Source organism: Candidatus Limimorpha sp. (genome assembly GCF_056203535.1).
Window position 1 is genome coordinate 48,822 of record NZ_JBADWU010000122.1, and the last position, 25,394, is coordinate 74,215.

Genomic DNA, 25,394 nt, shown 5'->3' on the forward strand with positions numbered 1-25,394 from the left:
GTTTTATTGGAAACCGTCTTGTGTTTGTGATTTTATGGCGTTCAGAAACGCATGGTGTGTTTCTTAGCGTTTCGTTCAATTGCTTCGATTTATCGTTGGCGAGGCAGACTATGTGTGCAACGTCTCTACATGACAACTACTCAACAATTAAACAAATAAACATCAACAATCCTCTTCAAATTCAATCATTCTGTTCAGTGTCTGACAGAAATCACGAGTGGTCTGAAATTCTTCTAAAGCCCACTCAACCAGGCGTTTGCTGTAGAGCATGTCTTTTGGAATTTCACGTTCCAAGAGCCAGTCGCGATGCTTGAAAAGTTCGGCCTGCGGATGGTCTTTCGGATAGCCGTTCGGCACGCGCACCATGTTTCTTGAAGTGTCGCAAGTGAAATGCTTGGCTTTTTTGATGGATTTCACCAAAGGCTCGGCATCAAAGAGTACGCCATCACGGATGCTTTTCAGCATGGCCGTATCGGGACAATACATGCCTGTGCAAAGCATGTTTCGGCCCAAATATTCGGCACCTTCGGGTTCGATATGGAAGTAGTAGCCTGATTTCATCGACTTCTTTCCGCCAGGGCAAACGAACACGCCGAAATGGGTCTTGTAAGGTCGTTTGTCGGACGAAAAGCGCGTGTCGCGGTAGAAACGGTAGGTGCAGTCTTTCAATGTCAGGCCTTGACAGGTTACGTCGAATTTCTGCACGCCGGCGATGATCTGCTCGGCTATCTCGTTAAACTTGCCTTGCGCTTTCAGATATTCATCCTTGTGCTCCTGAAACCACTGACGGTTGTTGTTGTGCAATATGCCGTCGAGAAATGCAAATATGTCTTCCATAATGAGGATTTAAAGATTTAAGATTTAAAGATTTAAGGCTGCGCAGCCTCACGTTGTTTATTCGGCAAAAATAGTCAATCTTTCAGAACCACAAAACAAAATTCTATTGCAACACATGCAGCCAGAAAGCAGGTCCGACAGCCGAGATTTTCTCCCATGCGCCTTGGCTGGCATCTCTGCCACACATATTGTTCAGGAATGTGCCGGCATAGCCGATTCCGTCAGGGTTGTAGCCTTCGGTTTCCTGCTCAACTTTTTGAGGCTCAGCTTTGTAGTGAACCTTCACCAATTCAAGCGTTACTGCAATTTCGCCTTGAACCACAATGTTGTATGGCAAAAGGTTGACGCATTTCTCGTATTCCGACTCGTTGTCCGTCAACGTGACATAAATGTTTTCTTTCAACACATTCGTAAATTCCTCGCCATCAACTTGATAGATATTCACACGCATCAAGGCGTAATCGATATTGCCGAAAGTCACTGCCTGAAAATTGAAATCCTTCAAAAGCGACGGCTTCTTCTTCGACAATTTCAACATGGTTCCAAATTCGTAGCCGAGATGGCTGGCATTATCTTGAAACTGAACTATATTGTTGCCTGCATGTCCGACTTTCCTTTCGCGCATTTTCCCAACCGAAACCGTAACTTCCTGCAATTCATAGATTTCAGGAACGAGCAGCAAAGTGTCGACACGTTTTCCGAATGAATTAACGGCAACGTTTTTTTTCTGATAGCCGATGCGCGAAAAGGTCAAATCATGTTTTGCCAGACTGTCGGGAACGGCCAACACGAAACGCCCGTTTTCATCAGTGACGGTGCCGATGTTCTTTTCCATAATGCCGATATTCGCATATTGGACAGGCTTTTGCGTCTTCGCATCCATCAGGAAGCCTTGTATGTCAATGGATTGTGCGTTTAGTGCCAAAAACATGACGCACGAAATCAATGTTAATGCTATCTTTTTCATATTCGTTAGTTTTTGCTTTTGGCTACTGGCTTTTAGCTGCTGGCTCAATAATCATTAAAATCAAGTCTTGACTTTTTTAATGAACCAATGGAGCCAGCAGCCAAAGGTCAAAAGCCAGTAGCCATTATTCCTCCTCCCGATACTCCAAAATGTCTCCAGGCGTGCAGTCCAAATGTTTGCAGATGGCATCCAAAGTCGAAAAGCGGATAGCCTTGGCCTTGCCCGTTTTCAGAATGGAGAGATTGGCTATGGTGATGCCGACTTTTTCGGCGAGTTCGCTCAGCTGCATCTTGCGCTTGGCAAGCATCACGTCTAAATTCACGATAATCATGGCTCAAATGGTTAGATTGTTTTCCTCAACAGCTTGTGATGCAACCTTATACATCATGGCAAGAATCAGAATGATGAATGGTGTGGTGAAATTGTCGTGGTTAAAGTAGATGCTGTTGAAACCATAAAGGAAAGTGGAATTCCTGTTGACGGCCATATAAATGAAATCGGCAAATGCCATCCAATAGAACAGCTTCACGTTGCTTTTCGGAAAAACCACGCCCTCTTTGATGCCTTTCAGGATGTTGCAAACGGCCTTCACACACAGCCAAATCATGACAATTGTACTTATCACATATAATATGAAATATATGATTTTCGCTTTGGTGTGCGTGCTCCAATCCATTATTTTCAAGCCTACCATTTTGCCGAAGAAATCATGATTCGGAGCGAGGCTCATTGTTAGGAAATGCCCCAGCATCACCAATGCCCAGATGCCGCACAAGGCCAAGGCGATGATGCAAACCGTTCTGATGTTTTTGAAAGTTTTCTGTTTCATAATTCGATAAATTTTTATTGTTAAACGATGCGCAAAAGTAAAACTATTTATCGAATAACAATAAAATATTATCAAAATTTGGTAAATTTATATTCTTTCTAAATAAGAAACGAAAAACTGAAACTCAGATAATGGATTTTTCCATAATTTTGTGTGCTGAAAAATAACTTCAAAATTCGAATTAGAATATGATTTTAGCCAAATTAACTGATAGCAGCCGTTACGAAAACCTGCATCCAATGTTCAAGCAATTGTTTGATTATGTGAAATCAAACGATTTGATGAACAAGGATTTGGGAAGAATCGAACTGCAAGGCAGCGATTTGTTCATCAACAATTCCGAACCGACATTATTGAGCAAGGAAAAACAGGTTTTGGAAGTCCATCAGCAATATATTGATGTTCATATTCCGCTGAATGGCAACGAAATAGTGGGTTGGAAAGCCCCTAGCGATTTGCACGAACCGATGCATCCTTTCGATGTTGAAAAGGATTTCGCAGTCTATGACGAACCTGCATCAACTTATTTTGAAGTGAAGCCAGGCGAGTTTCTGATTGTTTTTCCGGAAGACGCCCACGCGCCCATCATCGGCGAAGGCAAGTTGAGGAAATTAGTCGCAAAAGTGAAAATAAGTGGAAAGTGAAAGAGTTAGGAGTGAGGAATTAGGAGTTAGGAGAATTTAGCTCCGTGAGGCTGTAAACCGATAACCAAAAACCGTAAACCGAAAACCGATAACTGATAACTATATAAAAAATGAACAATCACAAAATAGGTATCGACCTGACCGTCAGTCCATTTGGAAAGGTCAAAGATGAAGATTACAAACTGGCCGTTTTGCCTTGGGGCGCAACCGAACCTCACAACCAGCATTTGCCCTATCTGACCGATTGCATCCTCTCTCAGGAAGTTGCCTTGGATGCAGCTAACCGCTTGTTTGAACAGACTGGCTTGCGTGCAATGGTTTTGCCTCCCGTTGCCATGGGCGCACAAAACCCCGGTCAGCGCGATTTGAAGTTTTGCATTCATTATCGTTACGAAACGCAGAAAGCCATTTTGAGCGACTTGGTGGCTTCCTTGTATCATCAGGGCTTCCGTAAGTTGGTCATTATCAATGGTCACGGCGGCAATTCCTTCAAGCCTATGATTCGTGATTTGGCCGTCGATTATCCTGATTTTCTGATTGCTTCTACGGAGTGGTACACCATTGTTCCACCGCAAGGTTACTTTGAGAAAAAGGATGACCACGCCGGCGAACTGGAGACCTCGGTGATGATGCACTATCATCCCGAATGGGTGAATCTTGCCGATGCAGGCGAAGGCAAGTCACATCCTTTTGCATTGCAATCGCTGAACGACAAGACGGCTTGGGTGCCGCGAAACTGGTTGAAAGTCACCAATGACACAGGTATTGGCAATCCAAAGAAAGCCTCTGCCGAAAAAGGTTGCCGCTATGCCGAAGCCGTGGTGGAAAGGTTGGTAGCCCTGTTTAAGGATTTGGCTGAGAATGAGGAGATTTATTGAATTGAATCGTAAGATATTCTGAGCATTTTTTGATATGTTTTTAGTTCATAAATACTAACTATTTTAGATACAACAAAATAGATAGTGATTTTTTACTCTAATTAAATCATAAATAATTATTAATCAATATTATATATATTTTTTTCAAGAATTAAAACATATAAAATCACTCAAAATATTGATGGAAAACACTCATAATTCAGCTTATTTTTCTTGTTTTTGATTGGATTTTACTCATTTTTCAAACCTTTTTCTGCAAATATTTAGCAGAACACGGTACATTTGCTTTTACTGTTTTTTTAGCAATTTTTTTTGTTTTTCCGTTTGAGTGAGCGAAAAATCCCTATTTTTGCCCCCGTATTACATACGAAAACGACAGGCCAATAACCTGTTCACATAGAGCTGACGCTCTTATTCTCTTGGATGGAAATCCGGAAAATTTCTAAAGCACAGAGAATAAGTATAGCGGATAGTTCACGCTTTAGGCGTGAATTGTATCCTATCTTATTTAGTGCAAGGTCATTTCCGGAACCCCCATTCAAAATAAGCTTCAAAAGGACAATTCCGCCTTATTAATCATTTCGCGGGAAAGTCAAGTAAAACAGGCAGTTGCAGTCATCGGGCTGTGACTTAGGAGGCGAAGCTGTGGAAAGGGGTTTGGAAACGAACCCGACATAAATGCCATCCTGCCAATATCACCATTGGACAACGTAATTCCTACTGAGTACTGAACCTAACTAACGTGAGTTCGATATAAGTAATCAAAAGATAGTCAATTGGTTATCGGAATAGGTTTCAATTGAGATAGAGGGCTTCTTGGGGAAGAAGCAGTATGCGGCGATGGCGGCGACGGCGTTGACGATGAAGTTGTTGAACGAGCGGTGTCTCGAATGTTCCAGCTGCGCGATGTTCTTCAGTTCGTCGTTGACCGACTCGATGACCGCCCTTTTGCGAAGCAGTATCTTGTCGGAGACGCTCATCAGGCAGTTCTTCATGTTGTTCTTCACCTTGGTTATCAGCTGAATGCCGTCGACAAACAGTTCCTGGAACAGCTCTTTTGATATGTAGCCTTTGTCTGCGACCAGCTTCCCGTAAATCTCCTTCACGAAGTCCATGGACTTCAGCGGCTCGCGGTCGTCAACGTCGGCTGGAGTGAACATGAAGGAGAGGATTTCGCCCTTCTCGTTGATGATCAGGTGCAGCTTAAATCCGAAGAACCACCCCATCGAGCACTTCCCGCGGGCGGCGATGCCCTTGAACACCTTGTGGCAGTGTATGCGCTGGTTTTTGCACACCCGCATGGATGTGGAATCCACGAAGCTGATGCCCGTACACTTGCCCAAAAGCACGTGCTTGACGAATACGAGCAGCAGCAGTGCGACTTCACGCTCCAGCTCCACGGCCAGTTCACCGTTTCGGGCACAGGCAAGGTGGTCATCAGCAACGCCCTCGGCCAAACCGTAAAGGAAATGGAAATCGATGGCAAGCAGATGATTGAACTGCCTGCGGGAATGTATTTCGTGCAGGTGAATGGTTTGGTACAGAAGATTGTTGTGGAATAAGTCCATCCGCATAAAGTAAAAGACAGACATTCATTTTTCGGGAGGTGTGGTTTTCCGCACCTCCTGTTTTGGTTTGTAGGGACGCACCGCGTGCGTCCTTTTTTTGTTCTTTTTCGTTTGCGGACGCACGCGATGCGTCCCTACAAGGTATCCATTCAGCAAACATAGCGCAGCGAAATCCATGTTTCAGCTGCAAATCACCTCTGGCGCACAGCCCAACACTCTCGACAGGGCAAAGACCGTGCGTGCCTCTGCTTTCAGTATGTCTTGGTCGCCTTGTTCGTATGCCTGAATCATGCGAAGGGTCACTCCTGACTGTTCGGCAAGTTCGCTTTGGGTAAGATGCGACTGCTTCCGAATGGTTTTCAGCATGTTTTTGCGCGAATCTTTTTGCTGTTTGATGCGCTCATCGGCGATTTGAACGAACTTTGAAAGGTCGGCTTCGTGCAGGGCTGAGTAGAGCGAAAGAATGGTTCCAATATTCAATCCATTCTTTTGGATAAAAGAGAACGTATATGCGCTATGCCATTGGTAATAAGCCACTATCCAGCCAGCCCAATATTCAGGTGTGCGGTCGAATGGCTGGTATTCCTCAATTGTCACAACTTTGTCAGTTGACCTTTCTAATACGAGTTGCATCAATTCCATCCCTGAGAGTCCACAGAGATAACGCGGATTCCCAGCTTGCATTTGGGTGGCGACACCACTGGAAAGGAACATGTCATAAAAGTCAAACAAGTTGCAATGCGCTGCATGGACGGCACAGTCGAGCATCGAACCGAGGTTGTTCATGGCATCTTCGAGATACAACTGGTTATAGGCGTGGGTCATCGTTGGTCCATTTTTGTCGCAGAATATCAATCATATAGATAGCATCATCAGGAGAAGACGATAGTTTCTCTTTCTGAAAATCCTCCCGGGCTTGCCTGTCGCGTGCCTGCCGTTTTGGATAATATTGGCTGCTATCTATGGAAATACTTTCCTTAAAGGTGAGGCACGAAAAAGCTTTTTCGCTTTTCAGCACCACTTGTTCGCCTAATTTGCCTAAAAACATGGCTTTGCGCAATTGTTCCAACGAGATTGTGTTGTTTAGGAAAGCGTTGGCAAACGAAAAATAGGAATCGTCGGCACGATAACCAACAATCAAGTCGTACGGCTCGTAGTTGGGCAAGAATTCATCCAACAGATATGCCTTAGCTTCAGAAGGGAGTCCTTGTGACAAGACAAAAGTTCTGTTTTTCAGCAATATAGAAAGCCAATTCAAGATATGATAAGGCTTCCTGTTCAGATAGAGGATATCCATTCCCTTCAGGTCGAATTCATAGCTGTTGACAAAGCCATCGTTCCGTTCGGTTACCGCCCATTCCTTTGCAAGTTCAATGTTTTTGGTGCAATAAAACCCTAATCCGTAATCGTTTTTCGGATTTCCAAAGCCTAAAATCGGCTTCTCAATAATTTTTGTCGAACCATGATATAAGATAATGTTATCCATAAAACTATCGTTATAACGAGATTTTGCAAAAGTAATAATAATATTTTATTGTCAGATAAAAAATCCGAAAAATATCATAATTCACGGAAACGCCATTTGCTGCGTTTGCTCCTGATTATAATTCTAATCACAAAATCAGTTGTTCCGCCTTGACTTTCGGCACATAATGAACACCGTTCTCATCACGGTAATAGGCGCGGCTTTCGCTTTCGTCGATGCTCACTAACTTGATTTTTTCGGCACCTTTTCCGATGGCGACAATGGCCAAAGGCTCGTAAGGAAGGTTGAAAGCCTCGGTGATTTTGGCCTTGTTGAAAGCGCAGATAATGATGCCGTTCAGACCCATTTCGGTGGCTTTCAATAACATGCTCTGCATTGAAATGCCAAGGTCGATGTCGATGATTTTCGTTTCGGGTGCCGAAGTGCAGACAATGATAAATGCTTCAGGTTCAGTGCCTTGATAGGGCAAATGCAGTTCGGGCAACATGCCGCCCAACTTGATGTTTTCCAGCACTTTTTCGGCCCCAGTGTCTTTCGTGACCAATTTGAAACGTAGCACCTGTTGGTTTTTGCCCGTTGGTATTTTTGTGTTGACAGCCACAATGCGTTCCAGCATTTCGCGCTTCACGACATAGTCTTTTTGATAGCCGCGATAACTGCGGTTTTTTTCCAATAAAGTATCTAAACTGTTGTGTTTCACTACGGTTTTCTTGGCACCTGCGCCGAAAACCTCTTCATATCTTTTTTCCAAATAGCCGTCTGCCATTGTTGTTTAATTGTTTGTTGTTTAACTGTTTATTTGTTATTATTGCTCGTTGAGTTTGTCGAAACGAGTTTATATTCACATGTCTTCCAGAGAAAATCCTTTTAAAGTAACATCATATTTTGACAATTCATGATGCAGCGTTTCTGTTTTCCGTTGCAAATCGTTCATATTTATCCGCTGTGGATTGCGTTTTACTTCGGCAACTATGGCCGTTTTCTCGATGTCATTCAAGGCAATCATGTCGATTTCGTTCATGCCTTTGCTATCCCAATAATTTCCCACAAAAGTCACCCTCTCGTTTTGTGCGGTTTTTTCGCGGAAATATTTTTCCAACAGCAATCCGCTGTATTGTTCGTATTGATTTTCAACGATTTCCTTTAGCAAATCGAAACGGTTCATTTCTATTAGCATCTGATTAGGATAGATGAAACGGAACCAGAAACGAAGGTAGTTGTCGTAGATTGACCAATGTGCTTTTCGGCTGTTTGGTGCAGCAAACATGGGCTTGTTGCGACAAATCAGCATGTAATCTTTCTCCAGATTTGAAAGATAAGCTCCCGTGTTTTTTCCAATGACGGAGTCAATTTCGTTTTGCGTGGTTTTGCCGCAGGCAATGAGGTGCATGATGGAAAAATATACGCCATATTCTTTGCCAAATTCAGAGACAAGCATTTCCTTGCCTTCGTTTAGGAATGGCGAATTTGCCGATATAACCCTGTCTATCATCTTTTTGCGGGTCGTCGCCTTAGCTTCCATAAGCAGCTCAACATATTTCGGAACACCGCCAGTGAGCATGTAAAGACAAAGCAAATCTTCGGCAGAATAAGTTGGATTATAATCTCCCAAAATCTGTTTCAATACGTTGATTTCAAATGGTTTGATGACCATTTTTGCGGTAAGGCGTCCAAAAAGCGGTTCTTTTTCGTTTTCGAAGATTTTCATCATCATGGAATAGATGGAGCCGCACGCTATGAAATTGATTTTCGCCTGTTGCTTGTGTCGGTCCCAAATGTCCTGTATCTCGCTGAAAATCGAAGGATTAATGTTCTGAAATTCCTGAAATTCGTCGATGATGAGCGTGAAATGCTCTTTTTCTGAAAACAGCATAAGCTGCTCAAACAAGTCGCGGAAACGTGTGATGGAACCGAAAATGTGAAATCTTAACTTTTGTTCCGCTTCCTGCTGGAAACGCTCACAGAGCAAGGCTTCGCTTTGCCGTGAGACAAAAAGGTAAAGGCATTTTTTCCCTTCCATCGATTTTAGCAGCAGATAAGTCTTGCCAACGCGCCGTCTGCCAACGACAACCGTAAAACAAGCATTTTCAACGGATTGTACCTCAATCTGCTTGAGCGATTCCAATTCTGTTTGTCTGTCGTAGAATTTCATTCCGAATTATTTTAATGGCCATTATTTTAATGGCGGTTAAATTAATTGCAAAAATAGGCATTTTTTATTTCTTGCAAGAACTTTTCAATTATTTTTGCTTTTTCAAAATAATCATCCATGTCGGGTCTTGAAAGTTTAGGTTTGTTAGGCTTGTTTTTGGGCACTTTTCTGGCTGCCACGGTCGTGCCTTTCAGTTCCGATGCCTTGTATGTCGCCATTTTACTGGCCACGAGACAACCTGTCAGTTGCTTGATTATTGGCACTTTGGGAAACTGGTTGGGCGGCATCACCACTTATTGGATTGGGCGCATTGGCCGTTGGGAATGGGTGGAGAAATGGTTCAAGGTGAAGCGCGAGACTTTGGAAAAACACAAGGCCAAAGTCGACAAGTATGGAGTGTGGCTGGCGCTCATCAGCTGGGTGCCTATCGTTGGCGATGTCTTTGTCATCGCTTTGGGTTTCTACAAGGCGCGTCCTGGCTGGACGATGCTGCTCATGCTGATTGGAAAGTTCCTGAGGTTTTGGATTTGGAGTTTGATAATTGGAGCGATTTGAACTGTTGATGGCTTGTTTTTCATCCATCAATCCGTTGGAATGAAAAAATCCCTATTTTTGTGCCATTACAACATTCGATATGAACAGCAGAAGAATCAATAAGGTCCTTGTGGCCAACCGTGGCGAGATTGCGGTGCGTATCATCAAGACATTGCGCAAGTTGCATATCGTTTCGGTGGCCGTTTTCGCCGATAACGATGCCCAGGCTTTGCATCGTCGCATGGCCGATGAAGCCTGTCCCTTGGGCAGTGGCACATTAAAGGACACCTATCTCAACATACAGAAAATCATCGATGCGGCACTCGATGCAGGCGCCGAAGCCATTCATCCCGGCTATGGTTTCCTTTCCGAAAGTCCTGAATTGGCTGAGGCTTGTGCTGCCAACAATTTGATTTTCATTGGCCCCGATGCCGAAACCATGCGGCTGATGGGCAATAAGATTGCGGCAAGGCAATTCGCCATCGAAAACGATATTCCCGTCACTTTCGGCATTACGGGAAGCATTGACGAAATTTTGGCGCAGGCCGATGCCATGCCTTATCCCGTTTTGATTAAGGCGGCGGCTGGCGGCGGCGGCAAGGGAATGCACATCGTCGGCAGCAAGGCAACGCTGAAAGATGAATTGGAACGCGCTTCTCGCGAGGCGGAGAAATATTTCGGAGACGGCACCGTTTTCGTCGAGCAATACATTGAAAATCCGCGACATATCGAAGTGCAGGTCTTGGCTGACCATTTCGGTAATGTCATTCATTTGCACGAGCGCGAATGTACCATCCAGCGCCGTTATCAGAAAATCATCGAGGAATCGCCTTCGCCGACTTTGACGGAGGAAAAGCGCCAACAGATGTTTGAGACGGCAGTCCGACTTTGCAGGAAAGTGGGTTACAAAAATGCGGGGACCATTGAGTTTTTAGTTGATAAGGCCCTGAATTTCTATTTCTTGGAGATGAACACCCGCATTCAGGTGGAGCATCCTGTCACCGAACAACGTACGGGCATCGACATTGTTGAGGAGCAAATCCGTATTGCACGCGGCAAGGAAATGGGTTACACGCAGGAAAACATCACGGCACAAGGCCACGCCATCGAGTTGCGCATTTATGCCGAAAATCCTGAAAACGGATTTTTGCCGACGCCCGGCAAACTGACAGCCTATCACGAACCGCAAATCAGAGGGGCGCGCATCGACAGTAGCATCGATGGAACTTGCACGATTTCAGAAGCCTACGACCCGATGATTGCCAAACTGACCTGTCATGCCAAAGACCGTCAAGGAGCCATCGACACGGCCAAACGTGCCTTGAACGAGTTCATTTTGCAAGGTCTGACCACCAACAAGGCTTATCTTTGGGAAATCATCAAGAATCAGGATTTTGTTGAAAATAAGTTAGATACATCGTTTTGCGAAAGCCATAAGGACGAATTGCTGACGGCCTTGACCGAAAGTCGCAGAGCGATAAATACGAATGATATTGTCGCTTCGTTTTTGCTGTACGATTGCTGCAAGAAGCAGTTCAACAGCGAAACTGAAAACGTTTGGGAACAAATCGGTTACTGGCGTTTTCACATGCAACTCACTGTTGATGTGGAAGGTGAGAAAATTCCGGTCAGCATCAAGAAGGTGCAGGCAGGTTATCTGGAAGGCAGCATCGAAACACAGCCTTTCAAGGTCGAATTTATCCATTTTGAGGATAATCAGTTGAAAATCATGCTGAATGGCCGCACCGAGACGGTTTACTGTTCGGTGAACGATGAAAACAAGACCATTGTCAATTTCCACGGCCTGAATTTCACCTGTTTCCGTTACGACCAGTTGAACGACAATCTCGATTATTCGGGAAAGGACAAAGCCAACGATAAGAATGCCCTAATGTCGCCAATGCCAGGCAAAGTGGTGAAAATCAATGTCAAGGAAGGCGATGAAGTAGCGGAAGGTACCATCATGATTGTGGTGGAAGCCATGAAAATGGAGAACAACATCACTGCCACGGCCAAAGCCAAAGTGAAGCGGATTTTGGTGACCGAAGGCGAAATGGTGGACAATAAAATGCAGTTGATTGAGTTAGAATAAACGGTAAACACTGAATAACTATGAATTTCGATTTGACAGAACAACAATGGGCATTTCGCCAGAAAGTGCGCGATTTTGCCGAAGGCGAAGTGAAACCTGTTGCAAGATATAATGATGAACATCAGCATTTTGATGTCGATTTGACCCTGAAAATGGGTGCCGAAGGCTTGTTGGGCATGACCGTCCCGAAGGAATATGGCGGTCAAGGTCTGGACAACCTCACCTACATCATTGCCGTTGAGGAACTGGCGCGTGTCGATGGCTCGACAGCTGCCACCATTGCTGCCGACAACTCTTTGGGCATAGGCCCCATCAAGGATTACGGCACAGAGGAGCAGAAACGCAAATACCTGCCTCAACTTTGCAAGGACAAACTTTGGGGCTTCGGCCTGACCGAAGAAGATGCCGGCTCCGATTCGCGCGGCACCAAGACCACGGCCATCCGCCAAGGCGATGAATGGCTGCTGAACGGCACCAAGATTTTCATCACCAACAGCGCAACGCCTATCACATTGGGAACCAGCGTGCAAGCCGTTTCGGGAGAAAAAAACGGCAAGCCGGAATTTACGGCCTTGTTGGTCGAAAACGGCGTGGAAGGTTTTACGCAAACGCCTATGGACGACAAAATGATGTGGCGTGCTTCCAACACGGGAAAACTGGTTTTCAACAACGTGCGTTTGCCTAAGGAAGCCATTCTCGGCGAACCCGGCGAAGGTTCTCACATGATGTTGGCTACTTTGGATTCGGGTCGTCTCTCGATTGCCGCCATGGGTTTGGGTTGCGCGCAAGGGGCTTACGAAATGGCTTTGGCTTATTCGCAGAAGCGCGTGCAGTTTGGCAAGCCCGTCTGCAAATTCCAGGCTGTCGGTTTCAAACTTGCCGATATGGCCATGAAGATTGAAGCCGCCCGCGGACTGCTTTACAAGGCTTGTTGGCTGAAAGACCAGCACCGTCCGTTTGGCAAGGAAGCGGCTATGGCGAAATTGTATTGTTCGGAAGTGGCTGCCGAGGTCTGCGACAATGCCGTTCAGGTGATGGGCGGCCACGGCCTGCTGAAGGAATTCGACATGGAACGCTTCTATCGCGACCAGCGTATCCTGCAAATCGGTGAAGGAACATCGGAAATCCTCAGACTGGTGATTTCGAGGGCGATAGGGTGCTGATGTAATGCCATGATACAGGCGTTGTTTCTCATATTCTATCTGCTTTTTCCGGCTTTGGTCATTTATGGTTGCAAGCGGAGTAAGGCTCTGAACAAAGTGGGCGAGATTCTGCTCCTTTATGGCGTTGGCATTCTCGTTGCCAATCTTTTCATTTTTCCTTTAGGCCTAAATGAAGCCATTGCAAGTCTGCAAGACACGCTGACTAGCGTGACGATTTTGTTGGCCATCCCGATGATTTTGTTTGGCTGCGATTTCCGTCATTGGCCTTTGAAAAGTGCAGTGGCGGCATTAATAATAGGTGTAATGGCAGTTTTGGCCACTGATATTGGCGGCTATTTCATTTTCAATCAGGGGAATGGAGACATGAAAGATGTGGCAAGTCTCTTGGTTGGCGTCTACACGGGCGGCACACCGAATCTGGCTTCCATCAAAATGGCGCTTGGCATCGATGAAACGACATATTTTTTGGTCAACACATTCGATATGTTGATTAGTTTCGTTTACTTGGTTTTTCTTATGAGCGTGGGAATCAAGCTGTTCCGTAAATTGCTTTCAAAGAAAAAGGTGCAGAATGAGTCGGCGGAAAATGTTGAATTGAATAGCATCAGCGATGCAACACATACATACGAAGGCATTTTCACCCGTCAGCATTTTGGCAAAACGATGGCGGCTTTTGGCCTGTCGCTTTTGATTGTTGGGGCCAGCATGGGCATCAGTTTTCTGATTGCGCACAAGATTGACAACATGCTCATTTTGATTCTTTCCCTGACCACTTTTTCCATTTTGACATCGTTCATTCCGGGTGTCCGAAAGTTGGAAAAAAGTTATGATGCAGGCATGTATTTAGTGTTGGTTTTCAGCTTGGTAGTGGCTTCCATGGTCGATGTTACCGCCATCGATTACCGCGCAAGTCTTAGCATTATCGCTTACATTGCCTTCGTCATTTTCGGTTCGCTTTTCCTTTCGGTTTTGCTGGCCAAAATCTTCAAAATCGATTCCGACACGATGGTGATTTCATCCGTTGCCTTAATCAATTCGCCGCTTTTCGTCCCGATGATTGCCGAGTCGATGAAAAACAGAAAAGTCATCATTACCGGCATCACGGTGGGTGTCGTCGGTTATGCGATAGGAAATTACTTGGGAATTTTAGTCCACGGCATTTTACCGTAAAGCGATGATTTTATTGCCGTTAAGAATAGGAACGGTTTTCACGCAATTGGTTTCGAGGCAGAATTTCAAATCGTCGTAAAAACCTAAGGCAAAGAGTCTTTTAACGTGGAAACATGCCGTCAATGCGGCAAAAAGATTGCTGGCACTGCTTTGGTACGACCTTTCCAGAAGAATGCCTAAATCGTCACACTCGCATTTCGTTTTCGCCTTGAGCAGATGTATCAACATGCCGGCGCACAAACCGTCATCCAACGAAAAACGGCCTTCGGTTCCAGAGCAAACAATGGAAATATCTTTTTGGTTTTCAATCAAATAATCGGCAACGGCATCCAAATTTCGGAAACAGGCCAAAACGACTTTTTCTGCCTGACGGACATTGTTGATGGCGTTTGTTCCGTTGGTCGTGGTCAGGATGATGTCCTTGCCTTCAACGGTTTTCCTTTTGTATTTCAAAGGGGAATTGTCCAAATCGAAACCTTCGATTTTCACGGAATGTCTTTCGCCGCCTTTCAGTGCCGAGCCTTCCGGCAAAGCCGAAAAAACCTGTTCCGCCTCTTCAACTGTCTTGACAGGAATCACCGATTTTGCTCCATTATCCAAGGCGGTAGTGATGACGGAAGTGGCACGCAAAACATCAATCACAACGGCAATTTGACCGCTGAAATTGAAATCATTGCATTGCTGCGCTGTGCTGATAACGGAGATGTTCATAATAGGGATCACGGGATTTCGAGGTCACGGGGCTACGAGATTTCGAGGCCTTAAAACCTCGCGTTCTCGCAGCCTCGTCGCCTCGCTACCTTTTTATATTCCGAGCGAAATGCCGAGACCTTCGGCTGTCTTGACCAAATCGCTGTCGATTTTCACTAAATTTGGTTGGGCGATGGCTTCTTTCAATGGCACGGCAATCAAGTCCGGATGACGGTAAGCCACCATTTGGCCAAACTGTCCGTTCAAAACCATTTCGAAAGCCTTTACGCCAAATTCGGCGGAAAGCACGCGGTCGTAGGCAATCGGAATGCCGCCACGCTGCAAGTGACCCAAGGTGGTTTCGCGCATGTCGTGCGTGAAGCCGGCGGCTTTCATCTCTTCGATGAAACGACGACCGATGCCACCGAGTTTCTTGTTTTCGTAGCCGACTTCGCTGCTGATTTCATAGACTTGTTGTCCGTCTTTCGGGCGTGCACCTTCCGAAGCCACCACGACGGCAAAGCCACGGTCACGGTCGAAACGGCTTTCTAATCTTTCCTTCACAATGTTGATGTCGTATGGAAATTCAGGAAGCAGACACACTTCGGCACCGCCTGCAATGGCTGAATGTAAGGCGATCCAACCGGCATCGCGCCCCATGACTTCGAGCACGAAAACGCGGTTGTGCGATGCTGCCGTAGTGACCAGTTTATCAACGGCTTCGGTAGCAATTTCGACTGCGGTCTGGAAACCGAAAGTACATTCCGTTGAGGAAAGGTCGTTGTCGATGGTCTTTGGCACGCCGATGATGTTCAAACCCTTTTCGTAGAGTTTCTGTGAAATGCGTTGCGAACCGTCGCCGCCAATGCTGATGACCGCATCGATGCCCATGTATTGCAGTTTGCGAAGCATTTCATCGGAGCGGTCAACTGTCGACCAAGTGCCGTCGGCATTCTTGACAGGCCAGCTGAACGGGCCGCCCTTGTTGGTGGTTTCAATTATGGTGCCGCCACGGAAATGTATTCCGCGCACGGCTTCAGGCGTCAGGCGCACCACTTCGGTTGGCTCCCAAAGGATGCCGTTGTAGGCCTGTATGCTGCCGAGCACTTCCCAGTCTTTTTCCTGAGAGGCTCTTTTCACGATGGCGCGAATGACGGCATTCAAGCCCGGGCAATCGCCACCACCGGTGAGAACGAGTAAGCGTTTCATTGTTTATTATCTTTTTGTGGTAATTAATTATAAAATCTGAACCCAATCATCGGAGAAATGAATTTGTTTCAATGTCTCTTCAATGTCAAGTTTTGGAGGTTGCTTAATTCTGAATTTCACAGCATTTGTGGGAACGTGTGTATGAATGGTAAACTGAGAACCATGAGGCTGCCATGTGAACTTGGGCTCATTTGTTTCAATCTCCACACCTATCAGATTTCCGTTCTTGTTTTCTTCCCAACGGTAAGAACTTGCTACAAATCGATGGTTTTCTTCTTCGAAAAGAGTATATGTAAGCAAATCTTCGCTGCGAACCAAGATGGATGTTCGTAATGGATTATAATAGTCCTGAGCAATGTTAACACGTTCATTCCAAATATTCAATACGGCTCGCCCTGTTGCTTCAATATCTTCATGGGGATTATTTATCCCATACGAATAATCGGGAGAACAACGTCCACTAATCAATCGAATTGAAGCATTGGAACGATGGGGATTTTTTGCTTTGACGGTTTTCATCGACCAAGCCATTTTGTTAAATGTTACATCTGCAATTCCTACTGGTGATTGTAAATGTGTTCCACCTATAGCTTCTGCGAAAACATTTCCCCATTCATCTCCTGGTAAGTCTTTGTAACCTACACATAATAAATAAACGAGTTTTTTACCAATTTTTTTGATAATTTCTTCCGGAATCTCATTGATAGGATAAGGTTCGTGGGTAATCAGGCGTTTAGAATCTCGTAATTTTGGATGTTCCATACTTCAGTTCATATTTAGTATATAATCAATTTTTTGAGCTATTTCTCTTATCATAGGTACAGCAACACTATTCCCCGTCTGACGACGAATTTCTCCATGTGAAACTGCTATTTTATAATTATCAGGGAACCCTTGTAAACGCAATAATTCACGGGAAGAAGGCCTACGCTTTCCATTTACTAGTAAATAGTTATAACTAGCTCCAGTGCGTAGGGCACAAGCGTAATCAAGAATTGAAACATTTCCTGCTTTGTTTTCATGCCAAATTGAAGGATAAAAGACACGTTTGTTTTCCGTTTGTTTTTTGCGTTTGGCAAGAATCATCTCTGAAGCAAATAGCGAAGGGTCAACTTCGTCATCTTTTTCTAATACTTTTTCGAGAGAATGTGGTTTTTTTGTGAAATCAAAACTAAATTTGTCAATTTGACTTTGACTTTGAAACCCGACAATGATAACACGCTCGCGTTTTTGCGGTAATCCAAAATCAAGAGCATTTAGTACTTGCCATTTTACGTGATAACCTAATTCATCAAGAATGCGAAGAATTGTCTTGAAGGTACGTCCGTGGTCGTGTGTGGTCAATTGTTTCACATTTTCCAATAAAATGGCTTGTGGACGATGCCGTTCTAAAATAGTGGCAACTTCGAAAAACATTGTTCCACGAATATCATCAAAACCTTTCATTTTCCCCATAATTGAAAAAGCTTGACATGGAAATCCTGCCAATAAAAGATCAAAATGTTGAGGAATATGTTTCTTAGTTGACTCTTTTGTAATATCGCCAAATGGCATTTCACCAAAGTTGGCGAAATATGTTTGTTGAGCAAATTTATCCCATTCTGAAGAAAACACACATTTGTATCCTAATTCGTTGAATGGAAGTCGAATTCCTCCGATGCCTGCAAACAAATCAATTAATGTGTGTTTACTTCGTTGTGGATTTGGAAAAGGAACATTAAAAAAATCTTCGAATAAATTGTATTGTCCTGGATTCTCGGCAACCATTGAAGCAAAATCTTCAGACAAATCATATTCAAAATCAGAATGTTGACTTTTTTTTCTTTCCAAAAATTCAAGAATTGCAGCTATGATTTCTTCTCTCTGATTTTTTGTAGCTGTATCATTTCCTTCAAGGCTTCCGTTATGCAAATATTGGCTCAATACGGCCATCTGGTTCTCGTATGAAGTTTCTCCATAAAACTTTAAACCAGTTTTTTCATCGATTTCTTCTGGAAAATCAGATAACCGTATTGCCTCTATTTGTTTTTGCTTTGCCATAATTTAATAATTCATTTTGCACTTATAGCAATCTGCAACTCATCCAACTGTTCCTGCGAGATGGCTGACGGCGAACCGCTCATCACATCGCGGCCAGAGTTGTTCTTCGGGAAGGCGATAAAGTCGCGGATGCTGTCGGCGCCACCGAAGAGCGAGCAGAGACGGTCGAAACCGAAGGCCAGACCAGCATGAGGCGGTGCGCCAAACTCGAAGGCACCCATCAGGAAACCGAACTGCTCCTGAGCCTTTTCATCGGTGAAGCCGAGGGTGTGGAACATCTTGTTCTGCAAGGTGCGGTTGTGGATACGGATGGAACCGCCGCCGACTTCAACACCATTCATCACGATGTCGTAGGCATTGGCGCGGATGTCACCCCATTTCGTTGGGTCGTCAAGCAATGCTTCGTCTTCCGGTTTTGGCGCCGTAAATGGGTGGTGCATGGCATAGTAGCGTTGCGTTTCTTCGTCCCATTCGAGCAGCGGGAAGTCGATGACCCACAATGGAGCATATTCGTTAGGATTGCGCAGGCCGAGCTGGTTGCCCATTTCGAGGCGCAAGGCGCAAAGCTGTACGCGGGTCTTCATGGCTTCGCCACAGAGAATCAGCATCAGGTCGCCAGGTTTTGCACCGAATTTTTCGGCGATGAGTTTCAAATCGTCAGGCGTGAAGAATTTATCGACGGACGACTTGAATGTGCCATCGGCATTATATTTAATGTAAACCAAACCACCGGCACCGACTTGTGGGCGCTTGACAAACTCAGTCAGGCCGTCGAGTTGCTTGCGGGTATATTCGGCGCAGCCTTCGGCATTGATGCCGACAACGAGGTCGGCATTGTCGAACAGACTGAAATTCTTTCCTTTAGCCACATCGTTGAGTTCAACGAACTTCATGCCGAAACGGATATCCGGCTTGTCGCTGCCGTAATATTTCATGGCATCGTGCCAAGTCATGCGTGGAAAATCGCCAAATTCGAGGCCTTTCACTTCCTTGAAGAGATGTTTGGCAAGACCTTCGAACATGCTCAGCACATCTTCCTGTTCGACGAACGACATTTCGCAGTCGATTTGCGTAAATTCAGGCTGACGGTCGGCGCGGAGGTCTTCATCGCGGAAACAACGCACGATTTGGAAATAACGGTCCATGCCAGCCACCATCAGCAGTTGCTTGTATTGTTGCGGGCTTTGCGGCAGGGCGTAAAATTCGCCAGGATTCATGCGTGACGGCACCACGAAGTCGCGGGCACCTTCAGGTGTCGACTTGATGAGCATCGGGGTTTCGATTTCCAAGAAATTGCGGTCGCTCAGATAGTTGCGGACCAACATGGCCATGCGGTGGCGCAATTCCAAATTCTTGCGGACCGGATTGCGGCGGATGTCCAGATAACGGTATTTCATGCGGAGATCATCGCCACCGTCGCTGACATCTTCGATGGTGAAAGGAGGTGTCTTGCTGGTATTCAGCAGATTGAAGCCATTGACGCGGATTTCGATTTCGCCCGTAGGCATGTTCGGATTCTTCGATTCGCGCTCGATGACCACCCCTTTTACCTGAAGGACATATTCACGGCCAAAGCTGCGGGCCTGTTCCATCAATTCAGGGCTGCTGACGCCATCCTGCAAGAAAAGTTGCGTGATTCCATAACGGTCGCGGAGGTCGATCCAAACCAAGGAGCCCTTGTCGCGGACACGCTGCACCCAGCCGCATAACGTGACTTCCTTGCCAGCATCGGCAAGACGAAGTTCACCACAAGTATGAGTTCTGTACATAGTGTATCGTTTTTAAAAAATTCTAAACTGCAAAAATAAACAAAATGAGTTTAGTGAGAATTAAAAAATAACCTGTAACGATAATAGCTGTTTTTTTGCTTCGCCAAACACAAATTATCACAAATGAATCAGGAATTATTATAAGCTATAATTAGATGTATATCAATTAATTCACATTAATTTTTTGAATAATTAGTGGCAATTTGTGTTTAAAAGGGAAAGAGTATTGGTGTTTTGGCTTGCCTTAACTTATTATTTTATCATTACTTACCTTGATTAACAAGCCAAAAAAAGCCTATTTTTGCAGAAATCTAAATCCTTCAACTATGAAAAAAGCATTTTCCTTTTTAGCATTTGCCTTGATGGTTTTGGCAATGAACGCCCAGCAACCTCGTATGTCTCTTCAGGAAAGATTGATGCAACATCATCCTTTACTACCTTCCGTAAAGAACGGGACTGACTATTCGCTCAGGTTTGATAGTTTATGCTACGAATTAGACGGGATCAGGCGTGTCGAAAAATATTCATACGATGAGCATGCCAATGTCTCAAGTAAAGTCACGGAAATAAACGAATATGGTTCTCTTGTTGATGGCTATAAGCAAGAGTTTGAATATGATGAGTGTAACCGTTGCATAAAAGAAACGGAGTATCTGTATGATGATTATGATGGTGAATGGGAAAAAGAAGAGAGTGTGGAAAGATCATACGATGTAAACGGAAACCTTTTAATGGAAACTTATATGGATTGGCCCTTTTATGGTGAAAAGCAATTGTGGACTTATGATTTTGAAAACCGAATCTCGGTAAGGGAATTGTGGAAATACGACTCATACGATGACATTTGGTATCCTGATATCAGAAATGAATACACATACGATACGAATGGGAATCTTATTTTGCTATTGACCAAAGATGCGAGAGCAGATGGACAAACATGGGTTGATGCTGGTAAGCTTGAATATGTCTACGATACAAACAGTAATATGTTACAGGAAACCACAAGTATTTGGTATTCAGATCTTAACGAATGGCGGATTTATAGAAGATATGCCTATGGTTATGATGCCAACAATAATTTGATTCAGAAAATTAATTTCGGATCATCTGGGATGACAGGGAAGACCGAATACACTTATAATGAATCCAATATGCCAATCCTGATTGTGAGCTTTAGCACAACCGACCAAGGAAATACATGGATGAATGTGCATAAGGAAGAATATGAATACGACCAGAATGACAGTGTCCTCCTAATGGCCACTTTCTCAGGCGAAGGGAACACATGGAGGAAGGATTATAAATACGAATACGAGAGGAACGGACATGGCTTTGTAACAAGTAAGACCTATTCGTATGCTGATGGCTATCCGGAATTCCATAATTGCACTCGCCGTTTGTATGATTATGACGAGCGTGACCGGCTTGTTTGTGAAACTTTAATGGAATGGGATGAAATCACCGATATTCTTTGCAATGTTTCAAAAACGGTTTGCACATTCGACCAAAACGGAAATGTCACGGAAATTTCCGTTTTCTATGATTGTGATGGAGAATGGGAGCTAGAAGAAAGCGTGACAAACACCTACGATTTGAGTGTCAGTGCAGAAAACATTTTAGGCCTTTATTCAATTTATGATGAGATTTTCATTCAGTCATTATATTATGATTTGTTTGATGATCCGTCTTACGCTGCGGAATGTATGGTTCATAATAAGTGGCTTACCATTTCGTATTTTTATGAAGGAGAGGAAATGTTTATGAATGTGTATTATTCCGACTATTATGATGTCGACGAAAATGAATCAGCATCCTTGAAAGTGTTTTCTTCGGAAGGCATGCTTACCGTTGAAAACGATACCGTTGCCGTCATTCAGGTTTTCGATATGCTTGGCCGCCTCGTGGCGCAGCAAAATCAGGTGGCGCAATGCAAATTCAATTTAAAACCAGGCGTTTATGTTGTAAAAGCGGGTAATGCTTCGGTGAAAGCTGTGGTGAAATAAATAATGAAATCATATACAAATCTCTAAATCAATTTATCATGAAAAAGTTTGCTTTTACTTTGGCCTTGGCTTTAACCTGCCTGCTTTCGGCAGCACAGCAGCCGCACAAAACACTGAAAGAAAGAATGAAACACGGATTGTCAATCGAGCAGATTGAAAAATCCATGCAAAACCGATTGAATTACACGCAAAGGTTCGATAGCCTTGTGGACATTTATGACAATGGAAAAACGGTCATCAGATATGCCTACGATGACCACGCACGTTTGGTTGAGAGAATCAAAGAAACCCATAAAACCATTGAAATCTATGTTGTGAACAGCAATGTTAGAAGTACTTATGTTTATGATGAGAATGACAATTGTCTGCTAAATGTTAAATATGGCTTTGAAGATGACGGATGGAGAGAATACGATAGAACGGAATACTCTTATGATGCCAACGGAAATTGTTTGTCGAAAATCACTTATGATTATGGTATACCATACCAGAAGTTATTATGGACATATGATGAAAACAATTGTTGTCTGACCGAGGAGTTTTGGGAATACATGTCAGATAATTGGAAAACATCATATCGGCATGAGTACGCTTATGATGCTCACGGAAACAAGATATTATATATCCGTCAGGGATCAAATACATTTGATTCATGGAAAAACATTTCCAAAGAGGAATATTCCTACGATGCTAATGATAACATGACTTTGCTAATAAGGTTTCATTGGTATTCCGGCTGGGATGAGGAAAAAAGAATAGCCTATACTTATGATGCAAATAATAATCTGATTACCATGGAAACGGTGGAAGAGTATCCTACAAAGACAGAATACACATACGATGAAGCAAATCGCCTCATTCTTAGTATATCTATGTATGATAATTATGGTTCCTGGGAAAAAATATCCAAAACGGAATACAAATACGACCAAAACGACAGTCTCCTTTTGGAAGCACAATATGGTCCTAGTAATGAGTTGGATTGGGGGAAATACAAAAAGGTTGAATATGTGAGAAACGAAGCTGGCTATGCCACCAGTGAAACCTATGCACGCGGTTCTGTTTCGGGTTTTGACTGGATTTACGGAGACAGGTACAGGTACGAATACGATGATTGTAACCAGATGATTTCATCCGCCTATTTGAAATGGAGCAACACTGCAGGCGATTTCGCCTATATTGAAAAGGAAGCCTATGAATTAGATGAAAATGGAAATGCCAAGGGCTTTTACTTTTATAAATTCCAAAATGATGAATGGGTCTTGAAGAAAAGATATGAAAATACTTTCGACTTGACTACGGATGCTTCCATTATATTGGGCTTACCTTTGATTTATAATGATTTATATGTCAATTTGCCTATATTGAGAAACCCTGTGCAAAACAAGTGGCTTTCTAGCCGATATTTTGATGTTCCATACGAAGGAGAACACAATATTACCTTGTATTATTCCGATTTTTATGATGTCGACGAAAATGAATCAGCATCCTTGAAAGTGTTTTCTTCGGAAGGCACGCTTACCGTTGAAAACGATGGCTTAACCGACATTCAGGTTTTCGACATGCATGGCCGCCTTGTGGCGCAGCAGAACCAAGTGGCGCAATGCAAATTTAATTTGAAGCCAGGCGTTTATGTTGTAAAAGCAGGTAATGCTTCGGTGAAAGCTGTGGTGAAATAATTTACAAAACTATATGCAAGTACTGAAATCAAACATACAAACCAACTCTGCTGAGTTCAAGGAAAGGGAGGCTAATTTTCTGAAACTGATGGCCGATTACCGTCAGGCGATGGGCGAGGCCATGAAAGGCGGCGGTGAGGCTGCCGTGGCCAAACACAAGAAGCGCAACAAGCTTTTGGCGCGCGAACGCATCGATTTGCTCATCGACCCGAACACGCCGTTTCTGGAGCTTTCGCCGATGGCGGCCTACGGAACCTACAACAACGATTTTCCGTCGGCGGGCATCATCACCGGCATTGGTATCATTCAAGGCCGCGAGGCGGTGATTGTTGCCAACGATGCCACGGTGAAAGGCGGAACCTATATGCAATATACGGTGAAGAAACATCTTCGTGCTCAGGAGATTGCTATGGAAAACCATCTGCCTTGCGTGTATATGGTCGATAGCGGCGGTGCCTTCCTGCCCGAGCAGGACACCGTCTTCCCCGATCGCGACCATTTTGGCAGGTTTTTCTACAATCAGGCGCGCATGTCGGCTATGGGCATTCCGCAGATTGCCATCGTGATGGGCATGTGTACGGCGGGCGGCGCCTACGTTCCGGCCATGAGCGATGAGACCATCATCGTCCGCAACCAAGGCACAATTTACCTTGGCGGTCCTCCGCTGGTAAAAGCCGCAACGGGCGAAGTGGTGACGGCTGAGGAATTGGGCGGCGCCGACATGCACACTTCCATTTCGGGTGTCGCCGACCATTTGGCCGAAAACGATGAACATGCCTTGCAGATTTGCCGCAACATTTTCAAGACTTTGGAGAAATCGCATCGCCAAAAACTAGACATGTTGCCCGTCGAGGCACCTTTATATGACCCAGAAGAACTGTACGGCTTGGCACCCGTCGATTTCCACAAGCTCGTCGACCCGCGCGAAATCATTGCACGCATCGTCGATGGCAGCCGTTTCCAGGAGTTCAAGGCGCGTTATGCCACAACCATTGTGTGTGGTTTTGCCCACATCATGGGATTCCCTGTCGGCATCATTGCTAATTTTGGCGTATTATTCTCGGAATCAGCGTTAAAGGCGACGCATTTCATTGAGCTTTGCTGCCAGCGCAACATTCCTTTGGTGTTTTTGCAGAACATCACGGGATTTATGGTCGGCAAGCAGTATGAGCAAGGTGGCATTGCCAAGGACGGTGCCAAGATGGTTCATGCCGTTTCAAATGCCAATGTGCCGAAGTTCACGGTCATTTTCGGTGGCTCATTTGGTGCCGGCAACTACGGTATGGCTGGCCGTGCTTACAGTCCAAGATTGCTTTTCATGTGGCCTAACGCCAAGATTTCGGTGATGGGTGGCGAACAGGCAGCCAATGTGTTGGCTACCGTGAAGGAAGACCAATACAAATACAAAGGATTGGATGTCCCGACTGACGAAATCGCCAAATTGAAACGCGATATTCTGGCCAAATATGATTACGAAGGCTCGGCCTATTACAGCACGGCACGCCTTTGGGATGATGGCATCATCGACCCGGTTGACACGCGCAATGTGTTGGCTTTAGGCATTGCCGCATCGCTCAACAAGCCTTTCCCGATGCAGCAGTTTGGCGTGTTTAGGATGTAAAACATTCCTTTTTCTGCTGTTTGCAAACAGCAAATGTTACAAAAAGGACGACCAAAACGCTCT

22 protein-coding genes and 2 pseudogenes are annotated in these 25,394 nt (G+C 44.6%); 10 read left to right on the forward strand and 14 right to left on the reverse strand.

Translation table 11 applies throughout. The annotated features are described in order from the left end of the window. Positions 1-162 precede the first annotated feature (162 nt). The 4 genes from AC06MN_RS14975 to AC06MN_RS14990 form a co-directional block, all read right to left on the reverse strand. Entirely contained in the window at positions 163-837 is a 675-nt protein-coding gene (locus tag AC06MN_RS14975; RefSeq protein WP_475673182.1) for a DUF2461 domain-containing protein, read from the reverse strand. 103 nt (positions 838-940) lie between these two features. After that, positions 941-1,804: a carboxypeptidase-like regulatory domain-containing protein gene (locus AC06MN_RS14980; protein WP_475673183.1), complete on the reverse strand. Its 864-nt coding sequence runs from the start codon at positions 1,802-1,804 to the stop codon at positions 941-943. Positions 1,805-1,928: 124 nt separating this feature from the next. Next, on the reverse strand, positions 1,929-2,135 hold the full coding sequence (locus tag AC06MN_RS14985; protein ID WP_475673184.1) for a helix-turn-helix domain-containing protein: 207 nt from the start codon (positions 2,133-2,135) through the stop codon (positions 1,929-1,931). A gap of 3 nt (positions 2,136-2,138) precedes the next feature. Beyond that, complete coding sequence (locus AC06MN_RS14990; protein ID WP_475673185.1) at positions 2,139-2,633, reverse strand: hypothetical protein; 495 nt, start codon at positions 2,631-2,633, stop codon at positions 2,139-2,141. Positions 2,634-2,821: 188 nt separating this feature from the next. Here AC06MN_RS14990 and AC06MN_RS14995 point away from each other — a divergent pair, with 188 nt between their 5' ends. Together AC06MN_RS14995 and AC06MN_RS15000 are read left to right on the forward strand one after the other, a co-directional pair. After that, positions 2,822-3,277 carry a NanQ anomerase/TabA/YiaL family protein gene (locus AC06MN_RS14995; protein WP_475673186.1) on the forward strand — a complete coding sequence of 152 codons (456 nt, stop codon included), beginning with the start codon at positions 2,822-2,824 and terminating at the stop codon, positions 3,275-3,277. Between the two features lie 110 nt (positions 3,278-3,387). After that, positions 3,388-4,155 carry a creatininase family protein gene (locus AC06MN_RS15000; RefSeq protein WP_475673187.1) on the forward strand — a complete coding sequence of 256 codons (768 nt, stop codon included), beginning with the start codon at positions 3,388-3,390 and terminating at the stop codon, positions 4,153-4,155. A gap of 761 nt (positions 4,156-4,916) precedes the next feature. Here the strand turns inward: AC06MN_RS15000 and AC06MN_RS15005 are convergent. Then, positions 4,917-5,555: pseudogene (locus AC06MN_RS15005) on the reverse strand (IS982 family transposase); the annotation flags it as partial. A 30-nt stretch (positions 5,556-5,585) separates the two neighbouring features. Here AC06MN_RS15005 and AC06MN_RS15010 point away from each other — a divergent pair. Then, positions 5,586-5,717, forward strand: a complete 132-nt coding sequence (locus AC06MN_RS15010; RefSeq protein ID WP_475673232.1) for a T9SS type A sorting domain-containing protein — start codon at positions 5,586-5,588, stop codon at positions 5,715-5,717. 186 nt (positions 5,718-5,903) lie between these two features. Here the strand turns inward: AC06MN_RS15010 and AC06MN_RS15015 are convergent, their stop codons facing one another. The 4 genes from AC06MN_RS15015 to AC06MN_RS15030 form a co-directional block, all read right to left on the reverse strand. Beyond that, positions 5,904-6,548: a helix-turn-helix transcriptional regulator gene (locus AC06MN_RS15015; protein WP_475673188.1), complete on the reverse strand. Its 645-nt coding sequence runs from the start codon at positions 6,546-6,548 to the stop codon at positions 5,904-5,906. Then, complete coding sequence (locus AC06MN_RS15020) at positions 6,532-7,209, reverse strand: DUF3990 domain-containing protein (protein WP_475673189.1); 678 nt, start codon at positions 7,207-7,209, stop codon at positions 6,532-6,534. Before AC06MN_RS15020 ends, AC06MN_RS15015 begins: the two co-directional genes overlap by 17 nt. Before the next feature lie 127 nt (positions 7,210-7,336). Continuing rightward, on the reverse strand, positions 7,337-7,975 hold the full coding sequence (locus AC06MN_RS15025; RefSeq protein WP_475673190.1) for a nitroreductase family protein: 639 nt from the start codon (positions 7,973-7,975) through the stop codon (positions 7,337-7,339). A gap of 75 nt (positions 7,976-8,050) precedes the next feature. Continuing rightward, the gene (locus AC06MN_RS15030) at positions 8,051-9,361 is read right to left on the reverse strand and encodes an ATP-binding protein (RefSeq protein ID WP_475673191.1); all 1,311 of its coding nucleotides are present in this window, start codon (positions 9,359-9,361) and stop codon (positions 8,051-8,053) included. Positions 9,362-9,478: 117 nt separating this feature from the next. Here AC06MN_RS15030 and AC06MN_RS15035 point away from each other — a divergent pair, with 117 nt between their 5' ends. The 4 genes from AC06MN_RS15035 (at position 9,479) to AC06MN_RS15050 (ending at position 14,320) form a co-directional block, all read left to right on the forward strand. Continuing rightward, positions 9,479-9,916: a YqaA family protein gene (locus AC06MN_RS15035; protein WP_475673192.1), complete on the forward strand. Its 438-nt coding sequence runs from the start codon at positions 9,479-9,481 to the stop codon at positions 9,914-9,916. 79 nt (positions 9,917-9,995) lie between these two features. Further along, entirely contained in the window at positions 9,996-11,987 is a 1,992-nt protein-coding gene (locus AC06MN_RS15040) for an acetyl/propionyl/methylcrotonyl-CoA carboxylase subunit alpha (RefSeq protein ID WP_475673193.1), read from the forward strand. A 20-nt stretch (positions 11,988-12,007) separates the two neighbouring features. After that, complete coding sequence (locus AC06MN_RS15045) at positions 12,008-13,150, forward strand: acyl-CoA dehydrogenase family protein (protein ID WP_475673194.1); 1,143 nt, start codon at positions 12,008-12,010, stop codon at positions 13,148-13,150. A 9-nt stretch (positions 13,151-13,159) separates the two neighbouring features. After that, positions 13,160-14,320: a DUF819 family protein gene (locus AC06MN_RS15050; RefSeq protein WP_475673195.1), complete on the forward strand. Its 1,161-nt coding sequence runs from the start codon at positions 13,160-13,162 to the stop codon at positions 14,318-14,320. Here AC06MN_RS15050 and AC06MN_RS15055 read toward each other — a convergent pair. The 5 genes from AC06MN_RS15055 to aspS form a co-directional block, all read right to left on the reverse strand. Continuing rightward, complete coding sequence (locus tag AC06MN_RS15055) at positions 14,312-15,031, reverse strand: 2-phosphosulfolactate phosphatase (protein ID WP_475673196.1); 720 nt, start codon at positions 15,029-15,031, stop codon at positions 14,312-14,314. The genes AC06MN_RS15050 and AC06MN_RS15055 overlap by 9 nt on opposite strands. Positions 15,032-15,124: 93 nt before the next feature. Beyond that, positions 15,125-16,219, reverse strand: coding sequence for a 6-phosphofructokinase (locus AC06MN_RS15060; protein ID WP_475673197.1), 1,095 nt, complete (start codon positions 16,217-16,219; stop codon positions 15,125-15,127). A 27-nt stretch (positions 16,220-16,246) separates the two neighbouring features. Continuing rightward, entirely contained in the window at positions 16,247-16,981 is a 735-nt protein-coding gene (locus tag AC06MN_RS15065; protein WP_475673198.1) for a hypothetical protein, read from the reverse strand. A gap of 3 nt (positions 16,982-16,984) precedes the next feature. Then, a complete protein-coding gene (locus AC06MN_RS15070; RefSeq protein WP_475673199.1) occupies positions 16,985-18,259 on the reverse strand; it encodes a DNA cytosine methyltransferase in 1,275 nt (424 codons plus the stop codon). 11 nt (positions 18,260-18,270) lie between these two features. Continuing rightward, positions 18,271-20,028, reverse strand: coding sequence for an aspartate--tRNA ligase (aspS, locus tag AC06MN_RS15075; RefSeq protein ID WP_475673200.1), 1,758 nt, complete (start codon positions 20,026-20,028; stop codon positions 18,271-18,273). A gap of 326 nt (positions 20,029-20,354) precedes the next feature. Between aspS and AC06MN_RS15080 the strand changes: the two genes are divergently transcribed. The 3 genes and pseudogenes from AC06MN_RS15080 to AC06MN_RS15090 form a co-directional block, all read left to right on the forward strand. After that, positions 20,355-22,031 carry a T9SS type A sorting domain-containing protein gene (locus tag AC06MN_RS15080; RefSeq protein WP_475673201.1) on the forward strand — a complete coding sequence of 559 codons (1,677 nt, stop codon included), beginning with the start codon at positions 20,355-20,357 and terminating at the stop codon, positions 22,029-22,031. A 38-nt stretch (positions 22,032-22,069) separates the two neighbouring features. Continuing rightward, positions 22,070-23,710, forward strand: a complete 1,641-nt coding sequence (locus AC06MN_RS15085) for a hypothetical protein (protein ID WP_475673202.1) — start codon at positions 22,070-22,072, stop codon at positions 23,708-23,710. A gap of 10 nt (positions 23,711-23,720) precedes the next feature. After that, positions 23,721-25,331: pseudogene (locus AC06MN_RS15090) on the forward strand (carboxyl transferase domain-containing protein); the annotation flags it as partial. Between the last annotated feature and the right edge of the window lie 63 nt (positions 25,332-25,394).